The organism is Streptomyces sp. C1-1, assembly GCF_050214755.1.
Classification (GTDB): Bacteria; Actinomycetota; Actinomycetes; order Streptomycetales; family Streptomycetaceae; genus Streptomyces.
In genome coordinates, this window is sequence record NZ_CP189826.1 from 9060599 (window position 1) to 9083145 (window position 22547).

Annotated in this window: 22 protein-coding genes; 13 read left to right on the forward strand and 9 right to left on the reverse strand. The window is 74.0% G+C overall.

The features are described from left to right. Positions 1 to 658: 658 nt before the first annotated feature. Positions 659 to 1048, reverse strand: coding sequence for an ANTAR domain-containing protein (locus tag ACQF4J_RS41200; RefSeq protein ID WP_351567112.1), 390 nt, complete (start codon positions 1046 to 1048; stop codon positions 659 to 661). Between the two features lie 82 nt (positions 1049 to 1130). Next, positions 1131 to 1397, reverse strand: coding sequence for a hypothetical protein (locus ACQF4J_RS41205; RefSeq protein ID WP_427168085.1), 267 nt, complete (start codon positions 1395 to 1397; stop codon positions 1131 to 1133). 740 nt (positions 1398 to 2137) lie between these two features. On the opposite strand from ACQF4J_RS41205, the gene ACQF4J_RS41210 reads away from it, so the two are divergent. Together ACQF4J_RS41210 and ACQF4J_RS41215 are read left to right on the forward strand one after the other, a co-directional pair. Continuing rightward, positions 2138 to 2290 carry a hydrophobic protein gene (locus tag ACQF4J_RS41210; protein ID WP_351567103.1) on the forward strand — a complete coding sequence of 51 codons (153 nt, stop codon included), beginning with the start codon at positions 2138 to 2140 and terminating at the stop codon, positions 2288 to 2290. A gap of 105 nt (positions 2291 to 2395) precedes the next feature. Next, positions 2396 to 2578 carry a CsbD family protein gene (locus tag ACQF4J_RS41215; protein WP_351567100.1) on the forward strand — a complete coding sequence of 61 codons (183 nt, stop codon included), beginning with the start codon at positions 2396 to 2398 and terminating at the stop codon, positions 2576 to 2578. Between the two features lie 148 nt (positions 2579 to 2726). Here ACQF4J_RS41215 and ACQF4J_RS41220 read toward each other — a convergent pair whose 3' ends face one another. Beyond that, a complete protein-coding gene (locus ACQF4J_RS41220) occupies positions 2727 to 3617 on the reverse strand; it encodes a universal stress protein (protein WP_427168086.1) in 891 nt (296 codons plus the stop codon). Positions 3618 to 3768: 151 nt separating this feature from the next. Then, complete coding sequence (locus ACQF4J_RS41225; RefSeq protein ID WP_351567094.1) at positions 3769 to 5010, reverse strand: MFS transporter; 1242 nt, start codon at positions 5008 to 5010, stop codon at positions 3769 to 3771. Between the two features lie 444 nt (positions 5011 to 5454). On the opposite strand from ACQF4J_RS41225, the gene narJ reads away from it, so the two are divergent. Beyond that, a complete protein-coding gene (narJ, locus tag ACQF4J_RS41230) occupies positions 5455 to 6108 on the forward strand; it encodes a nitrate reductase molybdenum cofactor assembly chaperone (RefSeq protein WP_427168087.1) in 654 nt (217 codons plus the stop codon). A gap of 60 nt (positions 6109 to 6168) precedes the next feature. Here narJ and ACQF4J_RS41235 read toward each other — a convergent pair whose 3' ends face one another. Continuing rightward, positions 6169 to 8118, reverse strand: a complete 1950-nt coding sequence (locus ACQF4J_RS41235; protein WP_351567085.1) for a PAS domain S-box protein — start codon at positions 8116 to 8118, stop codon at positions 6169 to 6171. Positions 8119 to 8382: 264 nt separating this feature from the next. Between ACQF4J_RS41235 and ACQF4J_RS41240 the strand changes: the two genes are divergently transcribed. From ACQF4J_RS41240 to ACQF4J_RS41255, 4 genes are all read left to right on the forward strand, one after another. Further along, positions 8383 to 9147, forward strand: coding sequence for a CBS domain-containing protein (locus ACQF4J_RS41240; protein ID WP_427168088.1), 765 nt, complete (start codon positions 8383 to 8385; stop codon positions 9145 to 9147). A 99-nt stretch (positions 9148 to 9246) separates the two neighbouring features. After that, positions 9247 to 9843 carry an Rv1733c family protein gene (locus ACQF4J_RS41245; RefSeq protein ID WP_351567079.1) on the forward strand — a complete coding sequence of 199 codons (597 nt, stop codon included), beginning with the start codon at positions 9247 to 9249 and terminating at the stop codon, positions 9841 to 9843. A 94-nt stretch (positions 9844 to 9937) separates the two neighbouring features. Further along, the gene (locus ACQF4J_RS41250) at positions 9938 to 10360 is read left to right on the forward strand and encodes an Hsp20/alpha crystallin family protein (RefSeq protein WP_351567076.1); all 423 of its coding nucleotides are present in this window, start codon (positions 9938 to 9940) and stop codon (positions 10358 to 10360) included. Positions 10361 to 10478: 118 nt separating this feature from the next. After that, the gene (locus ACQF4J_RS41255; protein WP_351567068.1) at positions 10479 to 10880 is read left to right on the forward strand and encodes an avidin/streptavidin family protein; all 402 of its coding nucleotides are present in this window, start codon (positions 10479 to 10481) and stop codon (positions 10878 to 10880) included. Positions 10881 to 10903: 23 nt separating this feature from the next. Here ACQF4J_RS41255 and ACQF4J_RS41260 read toward each other — a convergent pair whose 3' ends face one another. After that, positions 10904 to 12217 (reverse strand): phosphoribosyltransferase family protein, encoded by a 1314-nt coding sequence (locus ACQF4J_RS41260; protein WP_427168089.1) that lies wholly within the window; start codon positions 12215 to 12217, stop codon positions 10904 to 10906. 431 nt (positions 12218 to 12648) lie between these two features. Between ACQF4J_RS41260 and ACQF4J_RS41265 the strand changes: the two genes are divergently transcribed. Further along, on the forward strand, positions 12649 to 14085 hold the full coding sequence (locus ACQF4J_RS41265; RefSeq protein WP_351567062.1) for an MBL fold metallo-hydrolase: 1437 nt from the start codon (positions 12649 to 12651) through the stop codon (positions 14083 to 14085). A 402-nt stretch (positions 14086 to 14487) separates the two neighbouring features. Next, positions 14488 to 14694, forward strand: coding sequence for a hypothetical protein (locus ACQF4J_RS41270; RefSeq protein ID WP_351567059.1), 207 nt, complete (start codon positions 14488 to 14490; stop codon positions 14692 to 14694). 196 nt (positions 14695 to 14890) lie between these two features. Here the strand turns inward: ACQF4J_RS41270 and ACQF4J_RS41275 are convergent, their stop codons facing one another. Then, complete coding sequence (locus ACQF4J_RS41275) at positions 14891 to 15397, reverse strand: universal stress protein (RefSeq protein WP_351567056.1); 507 nt, start codon at positions 15395 to 15397, stop codon at positions 14891 to 14893. Between the two features lie 122 nt (positions 15398 to 15519). After that, positions 15520 to 15753: a hypothetical protein gene (locus ACQF4J_RS41280; protein WP_351567053.1), complete on the reverse strand. Its 234-nt coding sequence runs from the start codon at positions 15751 to 15753 to the stop codon at positions 15520 to 15522. Between the two features lie 350 nt (positions 15754 to 16103). Here ACQF4J_RS41280 and ACQF4J_RS41285 point away from each other — a divergent pair, with 350 nt between their 5' ends. The 3 genes from ACQF4J_RS41285 to ACQF4J_RS41295 all read left to right on the forward strand — a co-directional run bounded on the left by ACQF4J_RS41285 (position 16104) and on the right by ACQF4J_RS41295 (position 20543). Beyond that, on the forward strand, positions 16104 to 16982 hold the full coding sequence (locus tag ACQF4J_RS41285; RefSeq protein ID WP_351567050.1) for a universal stress protein: 879 nt from the start codon (positions 16104 to 16106) through the stop codon (positions 16980 to 16982). A gap of 41 nt (positions 16983 to 17023) precedes the next feature. Then, entirely contained in the window at positions 17024 to 19393 is a 2370-nt protein-coding gene (locus ACQF4J_RS41290; RefSeq protein ID WP_351567047.1) for a glycoside hydrolase family 65 protein, read from the forward strand. A 118-nt stretch (positions 19394 to 19511) separates the two neighbouring features. After that, positions 19512 to 20543: an Acg family FMN-binding oxidoreductase gene (locus ACQF4J_RS41295; RefSeq protein WP_351567045.1), complete on the forward strand. Its 1032-nt coding sequence runs from the start codon at positions 19512 to 19514 to the stop codon at positions 20541 to 20543. Between the two features lie 16 nt (positions 20544 to 20559). On the opposite strand, the gene ACQF4J_RS41300 is transcribed toward ACQF4J_RS41295, so the two are convergent. Next, complete coding sequence (locus tag ACQF4J_RS41300) at positions 20560 to 21423, reverse strand: universal stress protein (RefSeq protein ID WP_351567042.1); 864 nt, start codon at positions 21421 to 21423, stop codon at positions 20560 to 20562. A gap of 222 nt (positions 21424 to 21645) precedes the next feature. Between ACQF4J_RS41300 and ACQF4J_RS41305 the strand changes: the two genes are divergently transcribed. Further along, the gene (locus ACQF4J_RS41305) at positions 21646 to 22527 is read left to right on the forward strand and encodes a universal stress protein (RefSeq protein ID WP_351567039.1); all 882 of its coding nucleotides are present in this window, start codon (positions 21646 to 21648) and stop codon (positions 22525 to 22527) included. Positions 22528 to 22547: the final 20 nt, after the last annotated feature.

The window sequence follows — 22547 nt, forward strand, 5'->3', positions numbered from 1 at the left end:
TACCGCCGCGCCTGGATCTGTTCTAGGCTGCACGTGGGGATGACGGGACTGCGACCGTGTCAGGTACCAGCAAGTCTCCCCATCCAGGCTCCCTGCCCCCGAGTCGGAAACCAGGCCCGGCCGGAGCCGCATCGCCGGACGGCGCGGCTCCAGCCTCAGTCCTCCCGGCATTTTCCAGACGGGGTGTTCCCATCAGTCCCGCCGCCGTGGAGGACAGCGCGCGAGGAAACGGCGGAGGGGGGCCTCCCGTCCTCGCGCTCCGGACGGCCGCCGCCGCAAGACGGCGGCGGCCGTCCGGACCACGGCCCCCGGCGCAGGAGCGGCCTGCCGAGCGCGCGGGCTGTGGCGGGGGAACGGGTCAGGACTCCAGCCCGGCAGGGGGGTCGGAGCCGTCGATGAAGGCGCGGGCCGGGTCGGCCAGGCGCCGGTTGTGGGAACGGGCATAGGCGCGCAGCGCGCTGAACCTTGCCCGGGCATGCGCGGACGCCGTTGCCCGGGGAGGCCTCCCTCCTGATCGGTCACGCGGTGGCCGGCCGGGGGTACACGGCGGCCTCCCGTCGGCGCACGGTCGGCGGCGTGCCGGTAGGACCAGCCGGCGCCGGGTGGGCGGCTCCGTCCGTACCGCGGCCGGCTCGTCGGTGGTGGTGTCCTCCTGGTCCTACCTGATCGGCTCATCGGCCAATGACGAGCACTCCCGGTCCTCCGTGTGCAAACGCTGCAACGCGCGCCGCAGTGCCTGCAGCATCCGCGCCGGGAGCGGCTTGCCCTCCCAGGCGGCGACGACGGCCTCTGCCACCCTCGGAAGTTTCATGTCGCACTGGCGCGAGATGTCGACCAGCAGGCTTCTGGCCGTCCCGCGGCTGCAGGGGGTCAGGACCATCACCATGCCGCGGGCCTGGTCGACGATCGCACGGCCGGCCAGCGCCCGCCGTAATTTGTCGTTCTCGGCGCGCAGGGCGACGAGGTCCTCTCCCTCGGCCGCATTCCCCCACGTGGCTTCCGCCCGAAGCTTCCACCAGTCCTCTTGGAGCACGGTAGTGCGATGCATGTCATGTACCTCTCAAATAGTTCCGACGTGTCCGGACGGTCGAAGCGGTCTCGGAACCCATGACTGACGGCCGCGCCACGCGTCAGCCCTGGGGCTCGTGGTCCCGCCGGTTCTCCCGCCGCCGGCGCGCCTGGTTCTGACGGTCGTAACGCCTGTCCCAGCGTTCCCTGCGGTCGCGGTAGTCCCGGTAGTCGCCGGGATCGAAACCGCCGCCGCGGCTTCGGCCTCTGCCTCGATCGCGGCCGCGGCGGGTCGTGCCGTAGATCAGCGCCGCCGCCACCACCCACCAGAGGGGGTGGAAGCCGGAGTCGAACAGGACGGCGATGAGGACGAGAAGCAGGATGAACACGGTCGGCCTTCCCGGGGAGCGGGACACGGCATCGATACCGGGGACTGGGGCCTCACAGCACAGCGTAGTCCTGTCAATACGTTAGGTGTACCGTCGAGCGTCAGCATTTCCGGATGTGTACGGGTGCGTCGCTTCACACCGCCTTGCGCGGACGGCCGCTTGGCACCTGTCGGGAAGCCGCCGCGAGGGCTAGTGTGCGGCATGCCGCCCCGGCCCCCGGCAGCGTCGCATCGCGAACGCGCTCCCCACCGGGCGCCCCCGCGCATCGGTGCCGGAACCCGCCGTGTCACAGGCCCTGCCGTTCCCGCACACGCTCCTCGTCACGAGAACGCGGCGAAGCGCGATGCGCCTCAAGCGGGCAGCGATCTGCCGCCCGCCGCGTCGCACGCATCCCATACCAGGCGGTACACATGTACGCGCTGATCGTTTCCGCTTCGACCCCATTCGTTCTGCTCGCCGTCGTCATGGCCCTCTCCTGGTGGGAGGACCACATCCTGCCGTCGCTGCCGACCGAGCCGGCCGAGTCCCCCGCCGAGGCTCCTCTCGCCCCGGCGGCCCCAGCACAGCTCCCAGAACCCCCCCCATGTCGGCACCGCGTTGACAGGGGAGACCGCCGGGCGTTGACTGGCAGCACGGCGTAGGGCCATGCCACTCCGGATCACCGGGCGCGGCATTCCTCCTCCCCGTCTCGCCCGGACCCCGCGGAACCAAGGAAATCCCCGCGATCCGGAGGCCCGGCAATGATTCTTTGGATTCTTCTCCTGCTGTTGATCCTGGTGGTCTTCGGGATCGGCTTCACGATGCACCTTCTGTGGTGGGTCGCCATTGTTCTGCTGGTCCTCTGGATCGCCGGCTTCCTGATGCGCGGCCGACGCGGCGCCCGTCACCGCTAGTCCGTCACCGCTAGTCCGTCACGTAGTCCGCACCTGCCCACCGGGACGACCGCCCGTACGGCGATCACACGCGACCCCACTCACTCACCAGGCAGGAGGCCGGCCATGAGTGTCGGACAGACCATCAGGCACAAGACCCAGGCGTTGAAGGGCCGAATCACCGAACGCATCGGTCGGACCACCCACAACAGGCGGCTGCAGCGGGAAGGCAGGACCGACCGTGTCGCAGGAGACCTGAAGCAGTCCGGCGACAAGGTCAAGGACGCCTTCAGGCCGGGGAGGCGCTGAAAGGCCGCCTCGGCCCCGAGTACGCCCGCACGGTCGGCGCGCGAGAGGTGAAGGAGCACGGTTCCCGCGCGCCTGGCGAGCGGATCGCGGTTTCCCCGACGGCGAGCGGTCCGACGACCGGATCGCGGTCCTTCGCCGGTCAGCCGCGTCAGGCGTGCGGGACGATGGCGACAGGGCATTGGACGTGGTGCATCACCGCGTGGGCCACCGGGCCGGTGTGTGTGCCGAGCCTGCCCGCGCGGGCCCTGCGGCCGACGACCAGCAGGCCGGCCTCGGTCGTCGCGTGCAGCAGCTCCTGCGCCGGACGCCCGTTCTCCACCAGCTCCCGCACCTCGACCGCCGGGAACTTCTCCCGCCACGGCCGCACCATGGAGGCCAGCTCCTGCTCGGCCACGGCCTGCGCGGCGGCGTTCGCCTCCTCGTCCGCCGGGCGGGACAGCCTGGGCTGCTGCCACAGGTGCACCACCAGCAGCGGGGCGACCCGCAAGGCGGCGCTCTCGAAGGCGAACTGCAGGACCTCCTCGCACGGATGCCCGGTGTCCACCCCCACGACGACCTCGCGGTACGGCTCCCGCCTCGACGGCCGCCCCGCCGGGTCCGGGATGCGCTCGTCCTCGGAAGCCTGATCGGCCCGCACCAGCACCACGGGCCGCGACACGTGCGCGACCGTCGCGAGCGCCACCGACCCGGCCATGAAGCCGCCGAAGCCGCTGAACGCACGGCTGCCCAGTACCAGCAGCTCCGCCTGCGCGCCCGCCCTGACCAGCGCCTCCGCGGCGGGCCGGGCGATCTGCTCGGAACTCAGACGGACCTGCGGATACTGTTCGTTCAGCCGGTCCAGGGCGGCACGCATGATCCGTCCCGCCCAGTAGCGGGGTGCCTCCAGCTCCGGCAGGTCCGAGGCGTCGGGCGACAGCCCCTCGTACGCGTGCACAAGCCGCAGCGGCAGCCCGCGCCGCAACGCCTCCCTGGCAGCCCAGTCGGCGGCGGCGAGGCTCTCACGTGAACCGTCCAGTCCCACGACAACGGGGCGAAGCACGGCCAACACCTCCCCGGACAGGTGCCCGTGCGGTCCGCTCCGGCACGGGTCATGCCACCAGAGTCGGCGCGCGCACGGCGGCCCGGGCAGGGGCTGGCCGTCCTCGGCACCAGGCCGAACGGCCCTGCTCCCCGCCCGGGCCGTCCCGGGATCAGTGGGCCGCCCCGACCGGCGCCCGCCGGGTCAGTGTCCGCCGCACCTCGGTGCCGGTGAAGACCAGCGCCACCGCCGCCACCGCCGCCAGCAGCAACAGGCCGACCGCGTAGGAGCCGTAGGAGCCGTAGAGCGAACCCATCACCAGCGGCGGGATGAAGCCGCCCAGGCCGCCGGCGGCGCCGACGACGCCGGTGACCGAACCGGTGCGCTGCGGCGGGGCGAGCAGGGCCACGAAGGCGAACGTCGCGCCGCTGCCGGCGCCGAGTGCGGCTGCCATGGCCAGGAAGGCGATCGTGCCCATCGGCGCCAGCGTCGGCGTCGCCGACTGCACCAGCGCGCCGGTGACGACCAGGGCCAGCGAGCCGGCCAGCACGCGCACCGGGCCGACGCGGTCGGACAGCCAGCCGCCGATCGGCCGCATCGCCACCGCCAGCAGCACGAACCCGGCCATGCGGTTCGCCGCGTCGGCCTGGGTGAGGCCGTAGCCGTTCTTCAGGTAGGTGGGCAGGTACACGGAGAACGCGACGTAACCGCCGAAGGCCACCGCGTACAGCGCCGAGGCCTGCCAGGTGATGCCGAGCCGCAGGGTCGCCGCGAGCCGGGTGCTCAGCGGTTCCGTCGGCACGACGCGGTCCGGCGCGTCCCGCAGGACGAGGGCGGCCACGACCGCGTACACCACGAGGACCGCGGCGGTGATCAGGAACGGGGTCTGGACACTGTGCGCCTTGACCAGCTTGACCGTGCTCAGGGCGCTGATCGCGGTGCCGCCCATGCCCATGCCGAACAGGCCGATGGCGAGCCCCCGCCGCTCGGGCGGGAACCAGGCGTTCACGAACGGCACGCCGACGGCGAAGGCGGTGCCGCCGACGCCGAGGAAGAAGCCCCCGACCAGGAGCGCCGTGAGCGAGGAGTGCCCGGCGAGCCCCAGGTACAGCACGGGCACCACGGTCACGAGGGACACCAGCGGGAACATCAGCCGTCCGCCGTAGCGGTCGGTGAGCGCGCCCACCGGTATGCGGCCCAGCGAGCCGACGACGACCGGCACCGCCACGAGCAGCGACTGCTGGAAGGAGGACAGGCCCAGGGAGTCCTTGAACCGCGGGCCGAGCGGGCTGAGCAGCGCCCACGCCCAGAAGTTGACGGCGAATCCGACGGTGGCCAGCGCCAGCATCAGCCAGGCCCGCCCCGGGACCGGTGCCGGCGGCGCCTGTTGCGGGTTCCTCGACGGCTGGAGCATGGCACTGGTCCCTTCTGCGGGTGAATGACTGAAGCAAGGGTTGAGGATCACCCCGTCCGGCGGCGTGGGCCGAAGGACCTCGACATACGGCCGGTCGGGACCCGCCCGGGGCCGTTCGGCCCACGGTGGGGCGGCCGGCGCCCCGCATAGCGTCCCGGTCCATGGAGAACGACAGGACCGCTCGCCCCGCACGGCGCGGCGCCGCCGAGCGCAGGCCGTTCGCGGCCGGGCGGCGCGCCGAGGAACACGTCGAGCGCGGGACCGTTCTCCCGGACCGGGTCACCGGAGCACGTCCGGTGACCCCGGGCGGCCCGCCCGGCTTCCGGTGGGGGGAAGCCGGGCGGGACCGCCGGAACGCCGAACTCGGCGCGGGACCAGGGCAGTCGAGTTCGTCGCCGTCGGCCGGGCCCCGGCCCCGTGGCGCTGGGTGAGCGGAGGCCGTCCGTGAGCCCGCTGCCCGCCACCATCCCGGTGACCGCGCGCACGCGCATCCGCGCGACCGCCCGCCGCCGCACCGTTCCGACCCCCGACGCGGCCGAGCGTCGCGTCCTGCTGCTGCGGCTGCTCTCGCTGCTCCTGCGGTATCCGGACCACGAACTGACGGACGGCAGGCCCAGGTTGGCGGCCGCGGTGGCCGCCCCGCCCCCGTCGCGGGCCGCCGCCGAGCTCGCCGCCTTCATGGCGTGGTTCACGGCCGACGAGCCGGAGGAACTGGGGCGGCGCTACGCCGAGATGTTCGACCCGCGGGGCGACGGCAGCCTCCACCTCACCCACTATCTGAATGCCGACATCCGCCGCCGCGGGTCGGCCCTGCTGGCCCTGAAGCGCCGCTACCGCGCCGCCGGCTGGAACATCGAGGGCGCGGAACTCCCCGACCACCTCCCGGTCGTCCTGGAGTTCGCCGCGCTCGCCGGCCCCGGCCCGGGCGAGGCGCCGCTCCGGCAGCACCGGCGCGGACTGGAGCTGATCCACCGGGCCATCACCGACACCGGCTCGCCCTACGGCCATCTCCTCGCCGCCCTGCGCACCCTGTTGCCGCCCGCCGAGGACACCGAACCCTCGCGTCACTCCGGCGCCCACCCCGAGGCGGACCGCTGATCGTCGCGGTCGGGCACGACGATCTGACCGCCGTCACGCTCAAGCTGGTCGAGGAGCCGTTCACAGCCTGAGCGTGAACCATGTCGTCTTGCCCTCGTCGGTGGGCCGTACGCCCCAGGTGTCGGCGAGGGCCCGCACCAGCAGCAGACCCCGCCCGGACTCCTCGTCCTCCGCCGCCAGACGCGGCTGGGGCAGATGCGGGCTGTGGTCGCTGACCTCGACGGTCAGGTCCGTGGCGGTGCGGTGCAGATGCAGGCCGATGGGGCCTTCCGCGTGCTGCACGGCGTTCGTCAGCGTCTCCGACAGCAGCAGCAGGGCGTCGAGGGTGCTCGGCGCGCAGTTCCACGACGTGAGCGCCTTCTGCAGGAACGCCCGTCCCTCCGGCACGGAGGACGGCACGGCCGGCAGTTCGATGCCGAGGGCGGCCAGCGGCGCGGCCGGCAACTGCGCCAGCAGGAGCGTCACGTCGTCGTTGTGGCTCTCCGGGTCGGGCAGCAGACTCGCCAGCACATGATCGGCCGCGGCCTCCAGGCACGGCGTACCGACGAAGAACTCCTCCAGGACGACGGAGAGTTCGCCCACCCGCTCCTCGATGTCGCTGCCCGGCGTCTCGATCAGCCCGTCGGTGTAGAGCACGAGGGTCGCGCCCGGCGGGATCGCCGTACAGGACTGTTCGTACAGGACGCCGCCCACGCCCAGCGGCGCGTTGACGGGGGAGGAGAGACTGCCCACCCTCCTGTCGACGCCCGCGATGAGGATCGGCAGATGGCCGGCGGAGCACACCGTCACCGTCCCGGTGTCCGGCGCGATGACCAGGTAGCAGCAGGTGACGAGCTGGTCCGGCACGTCCAGGTCGGCCACGCAGGTGTCCAGGGCCTGCATCAGCTGTCTGGGCTGCATGCCGGTCTTGGCGAGGGCGTGCGCCGCCGAGCGCAGCTGGCCCATGACGGCGGCGGCCTCCAGACCACGGCCCATCACGTCGCCTATGAGCACCCCGACCCGGTCGGCGCCCAGCGGGATCAGGTCGAACCAGTCCCCGCCCACCCCGGCGCCCTGCGTGGCCGGGCGGTAGCGGCTCGCGGTGTCCAGACCGGGCAGGGAGGGCGGGGCGCCCATCAGACTGCGCTGCAGGGTGAGGGCGATGTGCCGCTGCTGCTCGTACAGCGCGGTGAGCTCGGCCTCCGCCTTCTTGCGGTCGCTGATGTCCCGCACGATGGCGCACGCCCCGACCACGGTGCCGGCGGTGTCCCGGGTCGGCCACAGGGTGACGTCGACGTCCAGCATGTCCCCGGACCTGGTCACCCGCAGCGTCTCGAAGTGCTCGACCTTCTCGCCGTCCCGCAGCCGCCCGAGCAGGATGCTGACCTCGTCCCGCAGGGCCGCGGGGGCGAGGAGGGAGACGTGCCGGCCGATGACCTCCTCGGCCGTGTATCCGTAGAGGTCCTGCGCGGCCGCGTTCCAGTAGGTGATGTAGCCGTCGAGGGTCTTGGCGAGGATGGCGTCCTGCGAGGACTCCACGAGCGCGGCGAGTTCGTTGATGCGGGCCTCGGCGGCCTTGCGGTCGCTGACGTCCCGGACGGCCGCGGACACCAGCAGCCCGTCCGTGGTCTCCAGCGGGCTGAGGCTGATCTCCACGGGGAACTCGGTGCCGTCCTTGCGCAGCCCGTGCAGATCGAGCCCGGCCCCCATGGGGCGCACCTGGCGGTTGTCGGTGTAACCGCCGCGGTGCAGGGTGTGCTGGCCGCGGAACCGATGAGGCATGAGCAACTCCACCGGATGCCCGAGGAGTTCCTCGCGTCCGTAGCCGAAGAGGGCCTCGGTCTGGGCGTTGACTAGTTTGATGGTGCCCGTGTCGTCGACGATGACCATGGCGTCCGGCGCCGCCTCAAGCAGTCCCCGGAACCTTTCCTCCGCGCCGCCGGGAGCACCCTCCCGGACCGCCGCCGCACAGCGGCAGCCACCGCGCGCCCCCGCGCCGGGCTGCTGCTCCGTCTCGACGAAGTCGGCCACCTCCGCCTCACCTCCACCCCCAGGGACGATTCGGCCATCACACCTCCTCGACGCCCGCGCCACACCGCAATGTCGCTTACTGTCCGTACACTGTTCGCTCCTGTCCGTTGTCGGGCCCGCATGTGGCCCGTCCAGCGGCGGAAGTGCCCGTCGGGATCAGGTACTCGTGCCGTTCGGCCCATGCCATCCGCCGCCCGGGGGCCGAACCTGAAGGCAAGGGGTTCCCCAGGGGCGCCACGGGCGCCCGGCCTGCCGGAGGACATCATGTACGGCACTCCGCACACCGTGAGCGATGTGATGACCCGCACCGTCGTGGCCCTGGCGAGCGCCGCGCCGTTCAAGGACATCGTCAGGGCGATCCGCCAGTGGCAGGTCAGCGCCCTGCCCGTGCTCGACGAGGACCGGCGCGTCGTCGGTGTGGTCTCCGAGGCCGACCTGCTGCCGAAGGAGGAGTTCCGCGACCGGACCCCCGACCGGTACACCCGGATGCACCGCGGCGGCGACCTCGCCAAGGCCGGCGCGCGCACGGCGGGCGAGCTGATGACCGCCCCGGCGCTCACCGTCCGGGCCGACGCCACCCTCGCCCAGGCGGCCCGCACGATGGCCCAGTACGGGGTCAGGCGGCTGCCGGTCGTGGACGAGGCCGGGGTGCTGCAGGGCATCGTCAGCCGCTCCGACCTGCTCCAGGTGTTCCTGCGCGAGGACGCGGACATCGAGCAGGAGGTGCGCCGCGAGGTGATCGGCCCGCTCTTCCCGGACCCCCTCGAACCGATCCGGGTCCAGGTGCGCGACGGTGTCGTACGGATCACCGGCCGGGTCTCGGACACCGCCTTCGTGCCCGTCGCCGTCCGCCTGGCGCGGGCGGTGGAGGGCGTGGTCGACGTCGACTGCCGACTGGCCGGCCCGCCGCGCCGGGTCGACCTCGACGCGGACCTGCCCGACGTCCCCGATGCGCAGGCCGAGGCCGAAGCCGAGGCCGACGCCGACGGGGACGCCACGGGCCCCAAAGAGGTCCGGATGTCCCCGTGACGACCCCGGTCGGCCCCTGACCTGCGACGGCCGTCCATGAGACGTTCCCCTTGAGGGAACGAGGACCGTTCTCGGCAGACGCGAAAAGGGGCGTCGACGATGAAACAGCAACGCCGTACCCGGCCGGCCAGCGTGCGGTTCTGGCGGTGGCGGCACAACACGCTCCTGCGCCGCAGCGACCGCGTGGAGGGCTGGGTCCTCCTGGCCGCCTGGACCCTCGCCCTGCTGGGCGGCCTGTTCGCGGGGCTCGCCGCCGGCACCTGGGCGGCGCACGACCTCGACGCACGACGGGCCTCGGTGCACTCCGTGTCCGCCGTCCTCCTCCAGGACGCGCCCAAGAGCGCGGTCGTCAGCCCCTACGGCTCCGACGGCACCGTGTGGGCCAAGGTGCGCTGGACCGACGGTGCCGGCACCGTGCACACCGGCCTGGCCAAGGTCGAACCCGGCGGAACGGCGGGCGGCCGCGTGACCGTGTGGCTCGACCGCGACGGCACCCCCGTCGTCGAACCCGCCGGCCCCACCGTGGCCCGCGCCCAGGCCGTCCTGCTGGCCGTGCCGACCGGACTTGCCACCGGCGCCCTCGTCCTCCTCGGCGGCCGGCTGGTGTGCAACCGCCTGGACCGCCGCTCCTACGAGGAGTGGGCGGCGGAATGGCGGCAGGTCGGCCCCCAGTGGCGCAAGCGGATGCTCGGCTGACAGGGCCCACCGGGTCCGGCGCGGGGCCGGACGGCCCACGCGGGCGCCCGCCCGCCGCGCCACGCTGGAAGCAGGAGACGAAGAGGAGGGCGAGATGAGCGGCATGATCGAGCGGTTCCCGGGCTGGCCCGCGTTCCCCGACCTGTTCGGCTGGGTCGAGGGCGGATTCCCGGCGACGCACACCGCTCCCGGGACGCACGGCATTCGCATCGAGGAGCAGTTGAAGGACGAAACGTACGTGCTGCGGGCCGAGCTTCCGGGCGTCGACCCGTCGAAGGACGTCGAGATCACCGTCGCGGAAGGCATTCTGACACTGCGCGCCACGCGCACCGAGGAGACGACCGACAAGCACCACACCGAGTTCCGCTACGGCACCTTCAGCCGCTCCCTGCGGCTGCCCGCGGGAGCACAGGGCGACGAGGCGACCGCGGAGTACAAGGACGGCGTACTGACCATCACGGTTCCGGTGCCCGAGAAGAAGACGGACACCCGGACCATCCCCGTGCGGCACGTCTGAGCGCTGTCACGGCGCCGAGCCGCACCCCGTGCGCGACCGGTGATCCGCCGGCCGCGCACTTCGGCGTCCGGGGTGCCCCCGCACCCCGGGCACAGGTACACGAGGGGAGGAGCGAGTCATGGGCATCGGCGGAGACTGGTACAGCGAGAACGGCTCGCACATGAGGATCACGGCCGACCCGACGGGCGGCCTCAGGGGCACCTACGCCTCGGCCAACGGCCACGCCACGGGCACGTACCCGCTGGTCGGCCGCTACGACAGCGCCGCCCTGCCGGACCACGGAACCACCCTCGGCTGGACGGTCGCCTGGCACAACGGGCAGTCCGACGCCGGCTCGGTGACCAGCTGGAACGGCCAGTACCACAAGGAGGGCAAGGAGCGGATCCGCGCCACGTGGCTGCTCACCGCGTCCGCGAACCCGGCCAACACCTGGGAGGCCACGGCCGTCGGGCAGGACGTCTTCACCCGCGAACCGCCGCCCCAGGAGCTGATCGAGGAGCAGCTGCGGCGCACGCAGTGAGGTCCGGACACCGAACGCGGGCGTCACACCGGTCGGCCCGACGAGGCCCCGGCGGACGGACGGGCGAGATGGCCCGTGAACCAGTCGCAGGCCAGTTCGGCGACCATGGCCAGGGCGCCCGGTTCGGGGAAGAGGTGCGTGGCCCCGGGCACGACGGCGATCCGGTGCTCACAGCGCATCCAGTCGGCGGCGAGCCGGTTCAGCCCCAGGACCCGGGTGTCCGCGGAGCCCACCACGAACAGCGTCGGCGCGTGCACGTGCGCCAGTGCGGCGGGCGTCGCCAGATCGGGCCGGCCGCCGCGCGAGACGATCGAGACGACGTCGGCGTCGGGAGCGGCGGCGGCCTCCAGGGCGGCCGCGGCGCCCGTGCTGGCCCCGAAGTAGGCCACGTACAGGCCCGTCTCGCGCCGCAGCCACAGGGCGGCGGCGTGCAGGCGCTGGGCGAGCATGCGGATGTCGAAGACGTTGTGCCGGTTCTCCTCCTCGTCCGCGCTGAGCAGATCGAGCAGGAGCGTGCCCAGGCCGGCCCGGTTGAGGGTGTCGGCGACATAGCGGTTGCGGGGGCTGTGCCGGCTGCTGCCGCTGCCGTGCGCGAACGCCACGACCGCCGGGGCCGCCCCGGGCACCGACAGGAGCGCCGGGAGCCGGACGCGCCCGGCGGGCACCTGGATCTCGCCGTCCCCGGGCGGGTCCCCGAAGCCGCCGGCCCCGGACATGGCGAGCAGGTCCGTCACCTCGGCGTCCGTGACCTGCGTGAAATCGCGGTACCAGACGCCGACCGAGCCGAAGGGGCGCGGCTGGTGCAGCACGACCGACCGGTCGGCCACCCCCCGCAGCCGGGCGAGCGTGGCGGGTGGCGCCACCGGCACCGCGAGGACGATCCGGGCGGCGTGCCGGCCACGGACCAGCGTGCAGGCGGCCTCCGCGGTGGCGCCGGTGGCCAGCCCGTCGTCCACGATCACGACGGTGCGCCCCGCCACCGGCACGGGTTCGCGCCCGCCGCGGTAACGCCGTACACGCCGCTCCAGTTCGGCCCGCTCGGCCTGCTCCACGACCGACAGGTCGGCGCGCTCCAGCCCGCTGTCGCGTATCACGTCGTCGTTGAGGACCCGCACCCCGCCCTCGCCGATCGCGCCGAAGCCCAGCTCGGGCTGCCAGGGCACGCCCAGCTTGCGCACCACCAGCACGTCGAGGGGCGCGCCGAGCGCGCGGGCAACCTCGTGGGCCACCGGCACGCCGCCGCGCGGCAGCCCCAGCACCACCACGTCCTGCCCGCGCAGATACTCCAGACGCCGGGCCAGCCGTCGACCCGCCTCCCTGCGATCCCGGTAACGCATGGGCCACCTCCTCATGCGCGCACCGCGGCGGCGACACCGCCGCTCATCCGGCGCGGGATTCCGCCTTCCTTCCATTCGACCCCCGGTACGGGGGGTCCGGCAGGGGCACATCGGGCCCGACCCCGGACCCCTTCGGCCCATGCCCGCACCCTCGCCGCCCAGCACGCTGGTAGGGGGACGCGGAGGGAGGTGGCACACGCCTTCGGGATTCACGATCTGTCGGCGGCCGGGTGGAGAACGGCACCGTCCGTGCCCGGCACGACGCGGCGGGAAGGACCCATCCGCTTCTCGCGGATCCTGATTGCGCGGTGCGCGGCTCGGGTCCGCTGCTCCGCGTCTTCGCCGGGTCCTTCCCGTCACATCCAGCACACCACGCCCGCAGGGTGGGCGCCAGGGCCGATGGGCCCTCATCCGTGAAGGAGACCGTGGCCATGACCACTCCGCCCGTACGCACCGACGACCGGCCGCAGACGCGCGGCCGGCCCGCACTGCTGACCTTCCTCGGCGGCGTGGGGACGGTCACCGGCAGCAAGTTCCTGGTGGAGAGCGACCACGCCCGCGTCCTCGTCGACTGCGGCCTCTTCCAGGGCATCGCCGACCTGCGCAGGCGCAACTGGCGCGAACTGCCCTGCGACGGCGCCGACATCGAGGCCGTCGTGGTCACCCACGCGCACCTCGACCACTGCGGCTACCTGCCCCGGCTGGTGCGCCACGGCTTCCGCGGCCGCGTCGTGACCACGGAGTTCACCGCCCGGCTGATGGAGATCGTGCTGCGCGACAGCGCCAAGCTGCAACTGGAGACGGCCCAGCACGCCAACGAGCACGGCTGGTCCAAGCACCGGGTGGCGCAGCCCCTCTACGACGACTCCGACGTGGACCGCACCATGAAGCTCGTGGAGGCCGTCCCCTACCGCGCGCCCGTCGACATCGCCCCGGACACCCGGCTCACCCTGCACCCCGCCGGCCACATCCTGGGCTCGGCCTGGGCCCGCCTCACCCTGGAGGACGGCAGCACCCTCGCCGTCAGCGGCGACATGGGCCGCCCCGGCCACCCGCTGCTGAGCCCCGCCGAACCCTTCTCCGGGGCGGACGTCCTGCTCATGGAGTCGACCTACGGCAACCGGCGCCACGACGAGCGGGAGGCCCGGACCAATTTCGCCGACGTGGTCACCCGCACCCTGGCCCGCGGCGGCACCGTCGTCATCCCCGCCTTCGCCCTCGACCGCACCGAGGTCGTCCTGCACGAGCTGGCCGAACTGCGCCGGGAGGGCCGCCTTCCGGCCGCCGTACCGGTGTACGTCGACAGCCCGATGGCCCTGGCCGCCCTGGACGTCTACCGGGACGCCCTGCTCACCCGCGCCCCCGACCTGCGGCCGGACGTCACGGCGGCCGGCACCGCGGTGCTGAGCCCCGAGCCGTTCCGGCCCGTGCGCTCGCTCCAGGAGTCCCTCGAACTCGGCCGCGCGGGCGGACCGGCCGTCATCGTCTCGGCGTCCGGCATGGCCACCGGCGGACGCGTCCTGCACCATCTGCGGCGGCTCCTGCCCGATCCGCGCAACGCCGTCGTCGTGGTCGGCTTCGCGGCCCGGGGCACTCGGGCCCGCGACCTCGTCGACGGCGCCACGGCGATCAAGATGTTCGGCGAGTACGTCCCCGTACGGGCCCAGATCGCCGACGTGCCGCACTTCTCGGCCCACGCCGACGCGGCGCAGATCGTCGAGTGGCTGCGCGGCGCTCCCGCCCCGCACGTCACCTACCTGGTCCACGGCGAGCAGGAGGCCGCCGAAGCCCTGCGCGAACGCATCGACCACACCCTGGGCTGGACGGCCGTGGTACCGCGCTCCGGCGAACGGGTCCTGGTCCGCTGAGGACCGCCGTCCTCAGTAGGGCATCGGCCGCCCGGAGGGCGTGCGCAGGTCCTGGGGCTGCGGCCGGCGCGGTGTCCCGGGGCGCCTGGTCTGCTGTATCCGCCTCATGACCGTCGCCTCCCTGGTCGTCGTCCGCGGTCCGCCGGAGTCCCGGCGTCGCGTAACACCCCAGCCTCGTCCGCCGCGCATCGCACGCCCATGAGGCGACCTTCCCCGCGCCGTGGGCCACCCCGCACCCCCGAGCCGGGGGCCGACCGGCTCATGCGGCACCGGCCCACGCGGACTCGGCGCAAGGGCCGCTCCAGGCCCCTGTTCGGGACGTAAGGCTCATGTGCCCGGCGGCGCAAGGGAGTTGGCTGTAAGGGAAGGAACCACAACGCCTACCCGAGAGGAGGGGGGACAGTGGGTACGACCCTGACACCGGAATTCTGGGAGCGGTTCGCCGTTCTGCTGGTCGCCGCGATGGCCGTGACCTTCGTCCTCACCGCACTGTTCGACACACTCGTCGTGCGGCTGACGAACCGTCGCGGGCACCGGCCGCCGACGCCGCCGGCGGAGGCCCCGCACCGGCCGACGCCCCGGCACCACCGTATGCCCGTCCGCGGCTGACCGGCGACGCGGCGTCAGCCGCCGTACGCCCCCGCGATGCGCCGCCGTGGATCCGCGCCGTTTCCACACCGCGGCGGCCCGCCGTCGGCCGGCCCACCCGCCCGGGCCGCGAGCGACGGCACCCAGATCGTGCGCACACCAACGCGACCGCCGTCCCCCGGAGGGACCGCGCGGCCGCGATCACCGATGTGCGCGCTCAGGCGGCACCGCTGTGCGAGAACGCCCCTCCCACGCTCCGCAGGGGAGCCGCGACCCGCTCGGGCGCGGGCACCGTCACCACCGGCACCGGCGCGTGCCGCAGACACTCACGGCCCACCGCGCCCAGCGCCGGCCTGTCCCACCGCCCGTGATCGCCGCGTCCCAGCGCCAGCAGCGCCGCGCCACGCGCGTGCCGCAGCAGCACGCGTGCGGGCGGCCCCTCGACCAGCACCGCGCGTACGCCGGTTCCGACACGGGCCCCGAACGCCGTGCGCACGGCCGCGGCGAGGAGCCCGGCGGCCGCCTCGCGCTGCTCGGCCTCCGTCGGCCGGCCGGACGCCGGGGCGTAGGGGGCCAGGCCGGCGGCCGGCTCCCACGCGTGTACGGCGAGGACCCCGGTGCCCAGCGCCCGCGCCTGCTCCCCGGCCCAGCGCAGCGCGGCCACCGACGCCTCGGAGCCGTCCACACCGACCACGACGGGACGGTCGGCGGTGTTCTCGGTCATGGCTGCCTCCCGATCGGACTCCGGGTTCACCGTGCCCCGGCCCGGTGGGCCGGGGCGTGGGCCGGGCGGCCGTGCACAGGTGCCGAACGGTCCCTTACGGACCGTGGCGGGCCGCACCGGGTTCACGGGTGGTGGTGGCGGCGGTCGTCGCGCTCGCCCGTGCCCATGTAGTGGCGCTCCTCGATGACCGTCCCGCTCTCGCCGGGACGCTTCACCATGCCCCTTGTGGACAGGAACATGATCAGGCCGAGAACACCGACCACCATCAGCGTCAGGCCGACGATGAACTGGCTGTAGCCGAACACCATGCAGGTGCCCACGACGGCCGCCCCCACCAGGAAGAGCGGAAGATACATGGCTGCCCTCCTTCGGTCGTCCGCCCGCGGGCGGACGGGAACCGGCGAGCCTGACCGGGACGGCCGACGGCCTCCCCCCTGCGGCTCATCTCCAGCGTCTCCGCCGCCGCGGCCGTATTCCAAGGGCTGAACGGGCAGGCGACAGGCCCGAATGGCCCCTCACCTGCGCGAATCCCCGGACGCACAGGCGCTCACCCGTCCCGCGCGCCTCCTGCCGTGCCGCCTTCGGGGCCGAACGTCCCTGTCCGGGGCCGAACCACCCATCGCGCCGGCCGCGTACGGGTGCCACGGTGAACTGGGAGACCTGCGCTGCCGCGGCCTGCGCGGCCCGACGAAAGGCGGTGGGAACGATGGAGCTGCCCCTGGTCGTGGGTGTCGACGGTTCGGAGTCCAGCCTGGCGGCCGTCGACTGGGCGGCGGACGAGGCGGCCCGGCACCACCGGCCGCTGCGCCTGGTCCATGCCTCCCTGTGGGAGCGCTACGAGGGCGCCGTGCCGTCGTCCGGCGGCCTGACCCGCCCGTCGGGGCAGGTGATGGCCGAGAACATCGTCGGATCGGCCGTGGAGCGGGCCCGCCGCGGCGCGCCCGAGGTAACGGTGTCCGGCGAGGTGGTGCCCGAGGACGCGGCGGACGCGCTCCTGCGCGAGGGCCACAACGCCTTCGCCCTGATCACCGGCTGCCGTGGCCGCAGCGAGCTGGCGGGACTGCTGCTCGGGTCGGTCGGCCTGACCGTGGCCGCCCGCGCCCACTGCCCCGTCATCGTCGTCCGCGGCGACAAGGCGGGCCTGGAGGGCACCCATGAGCGGATCCTGCTCGGCGCGGGCGACCCGGCCACCAGCGGCGAGGCCGCGCGGTTCGCCGTCCGGGAGGCCGCGGCACGCGGGTGCGGCCTGGACGCCGTACGCGCCTGGCGCTGCCCGGAACGCGAGAGCGCCGCGGACTTCGGCGCGGCCACGGAACCGGCCCGCTACCACGAACAGCGGGCTTCGGCCCTGCTGGACGCCGTGCTGCACGACGCCGCCGCCGACCACCCGGCCGTCCGGCTGCGCCGGTTCACGGTGGAGGGCCCGGCCCGGCAGGTGCTGCTGAACCGGTCGGCGGCCGCCGACCTCGTCGTCATCGGCGCCCGGCGCCGCCACGGACACTTCGGGCTCCAGCTCGGCCGGGTGGGACACGCGCTGCTGCACCACGCGGAGTGCCCGGTGGCCGTCGTACCGCAGCAGATGTGACCGGCCGAGGTGCCCACGGGGACGAGGGGAGGACCGGCGACGTGACGGACGAGGTGTGGGAGTACGAGGGGTACGCCCCCGAGGACGAGCGGCTGCGCGAGTCCCTGTGCGCGCTGGGCAACGGCTACTTCGCCACCCGCGGCGCCCTGCCCGAGTGCGCCGCGGACGAGGTGCACTACCCGGGCACCTACGTCGCCGGCTGCTACAACCGGCTCACCTCCGAAGTGGCCGGGCGCAGCGTCGAGAACGAGGACATGGTCAACCTGCCCAACTGGCTGCCGCTGCGCTTCCGCCTGCCCGGCGGCCCGTGGCTCAGCCCCGAGACGGCGATCGTGCTCGACCACCGCCAGACGCTGCACCTGACGTCGGGGATGCTGGAACGCCGCACCCGGTACGGCGTCGGCGAGGACCGGGCACTCGTGGTGCGCCAGGAGCGGCTCGTGCACATGGGCGACCCCCATGTGGCCGCGCTGCGCACCGAGTTCACCGCCGACGGCTTCGACGGCACGCTCGAGGTGGAGGCCGCCCTCGACGGCACCGTCACCAACGCCGGCGTGCCGCGCTACCGCGACCTCGACGGCCGCCACCTCACCCATGTGCACACCGGCGCCGACGACCTGGGCACCGTGTGGCTGCGCTGCCGCACCCGCACCTCGGACATCCGCGTCGGCATGGCCGCCCGGCTCAGCGCCGACACGCCCGTCACCGTCCGGCACGACGGGCCCCGCCCCGCGCAGCGCACCGTCCTGCGCCTGACCGACGGCCGCCCCGTCACCGTCGACAAGACGATCGCCCTGCACACCTCGCGCGACCCCGCGATCAGCGATCCGCTGTACGCCGCCGTCGACCGGGTCGGCCGGGTGCCCGGCTTCGACACCCTGCTCGACGACCACATCACGGCCTGGGACCAGCTGTGGCGCCGGGCCGACCTCGACGTCCCCGGCGAAAGCGGCCGCATCCTGCGCCTGCACCTCTTCCACGTCCTGCAGACCCTCTCCCCGCACACCGCGGACCTCGACGTCGGCGTACCCGCCCGGGGACTGCACGGCGAGGCCTACCGCGGCCACGTCTTCTGGGACGAACTGTTCGTCCTGCCCTACCTCAACCTGCACTTCCCTGAGGTCTCCCGCGCCCTGCTGCGCTACCGCCACCGCCGCCTCGAACAGGCCTGCACCGCCGCCCGGGAGGCCGGCCGCAGAGGCGCCATGTACCCCTGGCAGAGCGGCAGCGACGGCCGCGAGGAGACGCAGCGGCTGCACCTCAACCCCAACTCCGGCCGCTGGCTGCCCGACCACTCCCGCCTCCAGCACCACGTCGGCTCCGCGATCGCCTACAACGTCTGGCAGTACTGCCAGGCCAGCGGCGACGCCGAGTTCCTGCAGACCAAGGGCGCCGAGATGCTGCTGCAGATCGCCCGGTTCTGGGGGGACGCCGCCGTCTACGACGAGGACCTGGGCCGGCACCGCATCAAGGGCGTCGTCGGCCCCGACGAGTACCACGACGCCTACCCGGGCGCCGAGCTGCCCGGCCTCGACGACAACACCTACACCAACGTCACCGCCGCCTGGGTGCTCGCCCGCACCCTGGAGGTCCTGGGCGACCTGCCCGAGTCGCGCCGCCGTGAACTCGTCGAGCGCACCGGCCTGGACGGCGGCGAACTCGAACAGTGGGAGGACGTCTCCCGCACCCTGCACGTGCCCCTGCACGCCGGGGTCATCAGCCAGTTCGAGGGCTACGGCGACCTCGACGAACTCGACTGGGACGGCTACCGCCGACGATACGGCGACATCCGCCGGCTGGACCGGATCCTGGAGGCCGAGGGCGACACCGTCAACCGCTACCAGGCGTCCAAACAGGCCGACGTCCTCATGCTCGGCTACCTGTTCTCCCCGGCCGAACTCGCCGGCCTGTTCCACCGGCTGGGGGTGGCCGTCGACGACGAGATCTGGTCGCGCACCGTCGACCACTACCTGACCCGCACCAGCCACGGCTCCACCCTCAGCGGTCTGGTGCACGGCTGGGTGCTGGCCCGGGCCCGGCGTGCCGAGGCCTGGAAGTTCTGCCAGGAGGCCCTGCAGGGCGACGTCGCCGACCTGCAGGGCGGCACCACCGGGGAGGGCATCCACCTCGGCGCGATGGCCGGCACCCTCGACTTCGTGCAGCGCGGGCTGACCGGCCTGGAGACCCGGGCCGGCGCCCTGTGGCTCGACCCGGTGCCGCTGCCGGAGCTGTCGTCGTACGGCTTCGTCCTGCGCTACCAGGGCCACTGGGACGTACGGCTGCGCCTGAGCCGGGGCCGGCTGGAGATCGCCGTACCCGAGTCCGAGGCGTCGCCGATCGAGGTGCGGCTGCCGGACCGGTCGGTGAGCCTGCGGCCCGGCGAGTCCGGCCACCTGCTGCTGGTCGGTTGACGGCGGGAAGGCGGTGGGCCTGATGGGCCACCCGCCGAGACCGATGGCCCCTACCCGCGGCGGGCCGGCCGGGGCGAGGCTTTTCCAATAGCGGTCCGAGCGAGAGGAAGGGGCCGCCATGAGCGGGAACCACGGCTCCGAGCCCGGAAGGACGCACCCCGGGCTCGCGCGACCACTGGACACCACGACGGTCACGGCCCTGGTGGCCGCGGCCACGGCCGCCCCGTCCCTGCACAACGCCCAGCCCTGGCGGTTCCGTCACGTCGCCGGCGGCAGCACGCTCGAACTGCGGGCCGACCTCGACCGGACGATCCCGCGGTTCGACCCCGACCTGCGCGGCCTGCACCTGGGCTGCGGCGCGGCCCTGTTCAACCTGCGCGTCGCCGCGGCCGACGGCGGCCGCGACATGCACGTCCGGCTGCTGCCCGATCCCGCGGACCGGCGGCTGCTCGCCACCGTGCGCGTCACGGACACCGACCGCCCCGACCGCGAACTCGCCCGGCTCGCCACGGTGATCAGCCGACGGCACACCAGCCGCCATCCGTTCGAGGACCGGGAGGTCCCGGCCACCGTGCAGGAGGCGCTGCGGCACGCGGCCGAACAGGAGGGAACCCAGCTGGTGTTCCCCGACAGATGGCACATCGAGTCGCTGCTGGACGACGTCCGCGACGCCGAGGGACGCGACGACTTCGACGCCGCGTACATGGCGGAGATGCGCGCGTGGACCCGTGTCGGCCCGCAGGAGACCGAGGCCGCCGTGGACGGGGTCCCGGACTACGCCTTCGGGCCGAGCAAACGGGGAGGGCGTGCCCCGGTGCGCGACTTCGCGGGCCGACGGCCCCTGCCCGGACGCCCCGCGGCCGTGTTCGAGACCGTCCCGAACCTCGCCCTGCTCGGCACCACCCACGACCACCCCGCCGACTGGCTGCGCGCCGGAGAGGCGATGGAACGGGTCCTGCTGCTGGCCACCCTGCACGGACTGGCCACCTCCCTCACCTCGCACAGCCTCGAACGACAGGACCTGCGCGAGCTGGCCCGCGACCCCGTCTCGGGCATGGGCTTCGTCCAGATGGTGCTGCGCCTCGGATACGGACCCGCGGGCGTCGCGAGCCCGCGGCGGCCGGTCGAGCAGGTCCTGGAGATCGTCTGAGGGAGCCCGGCACGCGTCAGTCGTGCGGGACCACCGCGACGGGGCACGGCGCGTGGTGCAGCACGGTGTGTGCGACGGGCCCGAGCTTCCAGGTGAGGTGAGAGGAGTGCCGGCGGCGCCCCACGACGGTGAGCCGGCCGTGCGTGGCGGCGGACAGCAGCACCTGCGCCACCGGCCCGGCCGTCACCTCGTCGACGAGGGGAACGCCGGGGAACTTCTCGCGCCACGGCGCCAGCGAGGCCGCGAGCCGCGCGCGGTCCACCGCCTCGCGCTCCTCGTGCCGGCCGGCCGTGACCGCGTACTGGTGGGGGACGGCCCGTACCGCGTGCACGCCGCAGCCGTGCGCCTCGGCGGTGGTGAAGGCGAACTCCAGCAGGGCGTCGGCACCCGGCCCCGGCTCGACACCGACCACCACGTCGCCCCGCTCACGGCCAGGACGCCCCCAGCCGGTCGCGACGGCCGGATCGCCGGCGCGGACGGTGACGGCGGGACACCGCGACAGCCCGAGGACGTGCAGGCTGATGGAGCCGAGGAGGAAACTCGCGGCCGAGCCGTGTCCGCGCGAGCCGAGCACGAGCAGGGCGGCCCGCTCACTGTGTTCGAGCAGGGCCTGCGACGCGGAGACCTCCACCAGCTCGGTCGTCAGGCTCAGATCGCCGTAACGGTGCAGCAGTTCGGTCTCGGTGCGCCGCAGCACGCTCTGCCCGTACCGCTGCTTGCTCAGCGCCTCCTGCGGGACCGGCACGTTCAACGGCTGCGTGGTCCACGAGTGGACCAGGAGCACCGGCAGCCTCCTGGTCAGGCCTTCCCGGGCGGCCCACCACGCGGCGGTCGTGCCGAAGGGGGAGTCGTCGACTCCGACGACGACGGGTCCGGTCATGGCGCACCTCCCGGCGGTGCGGCGGCCGTGCCGCGGCATCGCGTTCAGGTTCCCCTCGGTCCGTTTCTCCCAGCGTCGTCCCGCGCCCGGCGGCGGGGGAGGGCCGGACGGTGCGCTGTTGGGAGCCGTCCGGCCCTGGGGAGCACGGCCGGCCGGGGGCAGGCTGGGGATCGGGCGGAGAGGCGTGTCCTCGCCCGCCCGCGCCGTGAGGGGAGATGTGTGATGAGCGGCCCCGTCGTCGTGGGAGTGGACGGTTCGGCGTCGAGCCTGGCCGCCGTGGAGACGGCGGCCCGGGAGGCCGCCGTCCGGGGCGTGGGGCTGCGCCTGGTGCACGCCGTCGGATGGCCGCCGCTTCCGCTGCGGCGGGGCCGCTCCGCGTGGACGCCGGACGCGGCGGGCGTGCGCGAGCAGGTGGACGGCATGCTCACCGAGGCCGAGCAACGGGCCCGCAGGATCGCACCCCATCTGCGGACCGTCACCGACAGCGTGCTCGGCGAGCCGGTCATGGTCCTGGAGATCGTCTCCCGCCGCGCCTCGCTCCTCGTCGTCGGCAGCCGCGGGCTGAGCAGGCTCGGCAGCCTGCTGCTCGGCTCCACCGCCGCCCACCTCGCCGCCCACGCCCGCCGCCCGCTGCTGGTCGTGCGCGGCCGGCCCGATGCGTCCGGCCCCGTGCTCCTCGCCGTCGACGGTTCCCCGGACGCCCGTCCGGCCGTCGAGTTCGCCTTCGCCGAAGCGCAGTCGCGCGGCGTCGGCCTGGTGGCGCAGCACGTGTGGAACACGGCCACCGAGCGTGTCTACGACGGCCCCGCCGACCCGCCCTTCATGACGTACGACGAGGACCGGCTGCGTGACGAGGAGCAGCGGGTGCTGGCCGAGGCGCTGTCGGGGCTTCGCCAGAGGTACCCGGACGTCGTCGTGGAGCGGCGCCTGGTCCGGGGCCGGGTCGGCGGCGCGCTCGTCGAGGCGAGCGCCCGGGCACAGCTCGTGGTGACCGGCGCGCACGCCCACGGCGGCTTCACCGGGCTGCTGCTGGGCTCGGTCGGCCAGGCCCTGCTCCACCACGCGCAGTGCCCCGTCGCCGTGATCCGCTCCACGGGGGAGTGACCCGGCGACGGGGCAGGGCG

What these genes read in the sequence shown, in the direction of transcription:
- ACQF4J_RS41255 (WP_351567068.1), top strand. Translation starts at nt 10,479, where the DNA reads ATGGGCATCGGCGGAGACTGGTACAGCGAGAACGGCTCGCACATGAGG.
- ACQF4J_RS41225 (WP_351567094.1), bottom strand. Translation starts at nt 5,010, where the DNA reads ATGCTCCAGCCGTCGAGGAACCCGCAACAGGCGCCGCCGGCACCGGTC.
- ACQF4J_RS41210 (WP_351567103.1), top strand. Translation starts at nt 2,138, where the DNA reads ATGATTCTTTGGATTCTTCTCCTGCTGTTGATCCTGGTGGTCTTCGGG.
- ACQF4J_RS41280 (WP_351567053.1), bottom strand. Translation starts at nt 15,753, where the DNA reads ATGTATCTTCCGCTCTTCCTGGTGGGGGCGGCCGTCGTGGGCACCTGC.
- ACQF4J_RS41275 (WP_351567056.1), bottom strand. Translation starts at nt 15,397, where the DNA reads ATGACCGAGAACACCGCCGACCGTCCCGTCGTGGTCGGTGTGGACGGC.
- ACQF4J_RS41295 (WP_351567045.1), top strand. Translation starts at nt 19,512, where the DNA reads ATGAGCGGGAACCACGGCTCCGAGCCCGGAAGGACGCACCCCGGGCTC.
- ACQF4J_RS41285 (WP_351567050.1), top strand. Translation starts at nt 16,104, where the DNA reads ATGGAGCTGCCCCTGGTCGTGGGTGTCGACGGTTCGGAGTCCAGCCTG.
- ACQF4J_RS41250 (WP_351567076.1), top strand. Translation starts at nt 9,938, where the DNA reads ATGAGCGGCATGATCGAGCGGTTCCCGGGCTGGCCCGCGTTCCCCGAC.
- ACQF4J_RS41260 (WP_427168089.1), bottom strand. Translation starts at nt 12,217, where the DNA reads ATGCGTTACCGGGATCGCAGGGAGGCGGGTCGACGGCTGGCCCGGCGT.
- ACQF4J_RS41245 (WP_351567079.1), top strand. Translation starts at nt 9,247, where the DNA reads ATGAAACAGCAACGCCGTACCCGGCCGGCCAGCGTGCGGTTCTGGCGG.
- ACQF4J_RS41300 (WP_351567042.1), bottom strand. Translation starts at nt 21,423, where the DNA reads ATGACCGGACCCGTCGTCGTCGGAGTCGACGACTCCCCCTTCGGCACG.
- ACQF4J_RS41240 (WP_427168088.1), top strand. Translation starts at nt 8,383, where the DNA reads ATGTACGGCACTCCGCACACCGTGAGCGATGTGATGACCCGCACCGTC.
- ACQF4J_RS41200 (WP_351567112.1), bottom strand. Translation starts at nt 1,048, where the DNA reads ATGCATCGCACTACCGTGCTCCAAGAGGACTGGTGGAAGCTTCGGGCG.
- ACQF4J_RS41215 (WP_351567100.1), top strand. Translation starts at nt 2,396, where the DNA reads ATGAGTGTCGGACAGACCATCAGGCACAAGACCCAGGCGTTGAAGGGC.
- ACQF4J_RS41305 (WP_351567039.1), top strand. Translation starts at nt 21,646, where the DNA reads ATGAGCGGCCCCGTCGTCGTGGGAGTGGACGGTTCGGCGTCGAGCCTG.
- ACQF4J_RS41265 (WP_351567062.1), top strand. Translation starts at nt 12,649, where the DNA reads ATGACCACTCCGCCCGTACGCACCGACGACCGGCCGCAGACGCGCGGC.